At 68.6% G+C, this 3584-nt stretch carries 3 protein-coding genes; 1 reads left to right on the top strand and 2 read right to left on the bottom strand.

Going from position 1 to position 3584, the window contains the following annotated elements; translation table 11 throughout:
* Positions 1-84: 84 nt before the first annotated feature.
* Positions 85-1851, bottom strand: a complete 1767-nt coding sequence (arc, locus tag ACFWPQ_RS50100; RefSeq protein WP_361291555.1) for a proteasome ATPase — start codon at positions 1849-1851, stop codon at positions 85-87.
* Positions 1852-2378: 527 nt separating this feature from the next.
* On the opposite strand from arc, the gene ACFWPQ_RS50095 reads away from it, so the two are divergent.
* Positions 2379-2684 (top strand): ferredoxin, encoded by a 306-nt coding sequence (locus ACFWPQ_RS50095; protein WP_384051531.1) that lies wholly within the window; start codon positions 2379-2381, stop codon positions 2682-2684.
* 55 nt (positions 2685-2739) lie between these two features.
* Here ACFWPQ_RS50095 and ACFWPQ_RS50090 read toward each other — a convergent pair whose 3' ends face one another.
* Positions 2740-3321 carry a hypothetical protein gene (locus tag ACFWPQ_RS50090; RefSeq protein ID WP_384051528.1) on the bottom strand — a complete coding sequence of 194 codons (582 nt, stop codon included), beginning with the start codon at positions 3319-3321 and terminating at the stop codon, positions 2740-2742.
* Between the last annotated feature and the right edge of the window lie 263 nt (positions 3322-3584).

The following is a 3584-nucleotide window of genomic DNA, read 5'->3' as shown; positions in this document are numbered from 1 at the left end:
CGTGGCCCGCGTGGTTCGGGTTTGTGCCCCTAAAAACTGGGGGGGGGGGGGGCCGGGTGGGGCCCCCCCCAGCCGCCCTGTGTTTTACAGGTACTGTCCGGTGTTCGCCACCGTGTCGATGGAGCGTCCGGTGTCCGCGCCCTGCTTTCCGGTGATGAGGGTACGGATGTACACGATCCGTTCGCCCTTCTTTCCGGAGATCCGGGCCCAGTCGTCGGGGTTGGTGGTGTTGGGCAGGTCCTCGTTCTCCTTGAACTCGTCCACGCAGGCCTGGAGCAGGTGGGAGACGCGGAGACCCTTCGAGTTGTGGTCGAGGAAGTCCTTGATCGCCATTTTCTTGGCACGGCCGACGATGTTCTCGATCATCGCGCCGGAGTTGAAGTCCTTGAAGTAGAGGACTTCCTTGTCGCCGTTGGCGTAGGTGACTTCCAGGAAGCGGTTTTCCTCGGATTCGGCGTACATGTGTTCCACGGCCGTCTGGATCATGCTTTCGACCGTGACCGACTTGCTGCCGCCGTGCTCACCGAGGTCGTCGGCGTGCAGCGGAAGGCGTTCGGTGAGGTACTTGCCGAAGATGTCCTTGGCCGCCTCGGCGTCCGGACGCTCGATCTTGATCTTCACGTCGAGCCGGCCGGGGCGCAGGATGGCGGGGTCGATCATGTCCTCGCGGTTGGAGGCGCCGATGACGACCACGTTCTGCAGGCCCTCGACACCGTCGATCTCGGCGAGCAGCTGGGGGACGATGGTGTTCTCCACGTCCGAGCTGACACCGGAGCCGCGGGTCCGGAACAGGGACTCCATCTCGTCGAAGAAGACGATGACGGGGGTGCCCTCGCTGGCCTTCTCCCTCGCACGCTGGAAGACCAGACGGATCTGCCGCTCGGTCTCGCCGACGTACTTGTTCAGGAGCTCGGGGCCCTTGATGTTGAGGAAGAAGCTCTTGCCCTGGGCCTGGCCGGTGACCTCGGCGACCTTCTTGGCCAGCGAGTTGGCGACGGCCTTGGCGATGAGCGTCTTGCCGCATCCGGGGGGTCCGTAGAGCAGGACACCCTTGGGCGGGCGCAGTTCGTGCTCCTTGAACAGGTCCGGGTAGAGGTACGGCAGCTCGACCGCGTCGCGGATGGCCTCGATCTGGCCGCCGAGACCACCGATCTGCTCGTAGCCGATGTCGGGGACCTCTTCGAGGACGAGCTCCTCGACCTCGCTCTTCGGGACGATCTCGTAGACGTAGCCGGAACGGGGTTCGAGCAGCAGGGCGTCACCGGGCCGGATGTTCACGTCCAGCAGCGGCTCGGCGAGCCGTACCACGCGCTCCTCGTCGGTGTGGCCCAGCACGAGGGCCCGCTCGCCGTCCTCGAGGATCTCCTTGAGGGTGACGATGTCACCGACGCGCTCGTACTCCATGGCCTCGACCACGTTGAGCGCTTCGTTGAGCATGACTTCCTGGCCGCGCCTGAGGTCGTCCAGGTCGACGCTTGGGCTGACGTTCACCCGCAGTTTGCGGCCGCCGGTGAAGATGTCGGCGGTGCCGTCCTCGTTCGCCGTGAGGAAGACACCGAAGCCGGCCGGCGGCTGTGCGAGCCGGTCGACCTCCTCCTTGAGGGCCACGATCTGGTCGCGGGCCTCGCGCAGGGTGTTCGCGAGTCGCTCGTTCTGGGCGGACACGCCGGCCAGGTTCGTCTGCAGCTCGACGATCCGCTCTTCGAGAATCCTCGTGTGTCGCGGAGAGTCGGCGAGCTTGCGTCGCAGGACGGCGATCTCCTGCTCAAGATAGGCGATCTGCTCGGACGGGTCGTCGGACCCTCGTCCCGGGCGGATGCCGCGGTTCATGTCGTCGTCGTGGGCTGCCACGGTCCTCACCTCCTCCAAGGGGAGCTGGACGCTTCCAGACCCTACCTGGGTGGGTGTCGATTGAAACCCCTAGATCACAAAGACTGTCAAGGTGTGTCGTCGGTCACCCATTGCGTTCTCCCTCGTGCCGGGTGGATACCCACTCAACGCGATTCAGAAGCGGCGTGTTCCAGGTCCGGAGTGGTCAAAACCCGTCGTTACTGACCGGAGTTGTCCGCTCCAGTGCCGGTTCAGGGGTTGTGCCCCGGTGGCGGATTTCTTACACAGAGCGACCGCTCGGATGTGGCGCGTGATGAACGGAGTGGGTCGCGGGTTGGCTCAAGTCGATCGATCAGGTGGCCGGGCGCCGCCGTCCCGCACCGCGGAAGGCGCCGTGCGCGCGGGCCGGGGGCGCGCCGGGAGGGCGCACGAGGAGGATGCGCGGGCCGTTGCGGGCCGGAGGTAGGGTCGAAGGCGTTCAACACCCGCCGGGGCGGGACCGGGTGACCCCCGGGTCCGGCCGTCCGGCGCTTTCGACGGCAGGAGAGATGACCGTGCAGCAGGAGGCCCTGGCCGGCGACGAGGCGCTCGAGGTCTGGATCGACCAGGATCTGTGTACCGGGGACGGGATCTGCGCCCAGTACGCCCCGGAGGTGTTCGAGCTGGACATCGACGGCCTGGCCTATGTGAAGAGCTCCGACGACGAGCTGCTGCAGGCGAAGGGGGCGACCGTACCGGTGCCGTTGCCGCTGCTCACCGACGTGGTGGACTCGGCGCGGGAGTGTCCGGGCGAGTGCATCCACGTGCGCCGGGTCGCGGACCGTGTCGAGGTGTACGGGCCGGACGCGGAGTGACTTTCCGGCCACCCCGCGTGGCGTCGGCGCCGGGCCCTTCGGGCCTGCGCGGCCGTCAGACGCTGTGGGCGGCCGCCGGGGTGGAGCGGACGAACGCGTGGCCGTTCCACTGCCACTTGGCACTGGACTTCAGGTCCGGGCAGCAACTGGGCACATTGTCCGAGGAATAGCCGAGCAGGGTGGCGGTGACCGCTCCGCCGGAGACGGCGAAGTCGGTCACGGTGTACCGGTCCTTGGGGTCGACCAGGGTGGCGACGACACGGGGGCTGCCGGCGCCGGCGGCCTGGGTGAGGACGTAGACGGCGTCGGGCGGGGTGCCCATGGCCGAGTCGCAGTGGACCACCGCCACGGTCTCCGGCCTGCCGTCGCCGTCGAGGTCCCCGGTGGCCTTCTTGACGACCAGCTCCTTCACGGGGCCGCAGTCGAGGGGGAAGTCCACGCCGGTGGTGCTGGGCGGCGCGGCGGCCGCGGGGGCCGGCTTCGTCCCGGCCGAGGCGGCGGGCTGCGCGGCCTTGGCCGAGCCCGGCTGGAAGAGGGACGACAGAGCGACGACACCGGCCACGGCGGCGGCGGTGGCCAGCCAGTGCATGGGGCGTGTGTCGGTGTGAGCGAGCTCCGGGACCACGGATTGCTGCACTAGGAGTGTCTCCTGTGAGGCCTGTGCCGGTGGGGGTGGCCTGCATCGTGCCACACGTCACAGCGGGGTGGGAACGGCGGGGTGGGCTTTCGCGGGTGGCGGGGATCCGCGGTCCTGTGGTGCCGTCGACGGGCGAGCCGTGGTGCCGTCGACGGGCCGGCTGTTGTGGCGTCAACGGGTGAGCGCCGCGCGCGGGGTGACGGCGGGTGGCGGGTCGAAGGGCCCCGCGCCGCAGCGGTCTATGAGCCCCGCGGTGGCGGGCG

It is taken from the genome of Streptomyces sp. NPDC058464 (assembly GCF_042721035.1).
Lineage (GTDB): Bacteria > Actinomycetota > Actinomycetes > Streptomycetales > Streptomycetaceae > Streptomyces.
This window is presented reverse-complemented; position numbering and strand designations above follow the sequence as displayed.

What these genes read in the sequence shown, in the direction of transcription:
- ACFWPQ_RS50095 (WP_384051531.1), top strand. Translation starts at nt 2,379, where the DNA reads ATGACCGTGCAGCAGGAGGCCCTGGCCGGCGACGAGGCGCTCGAGGTC.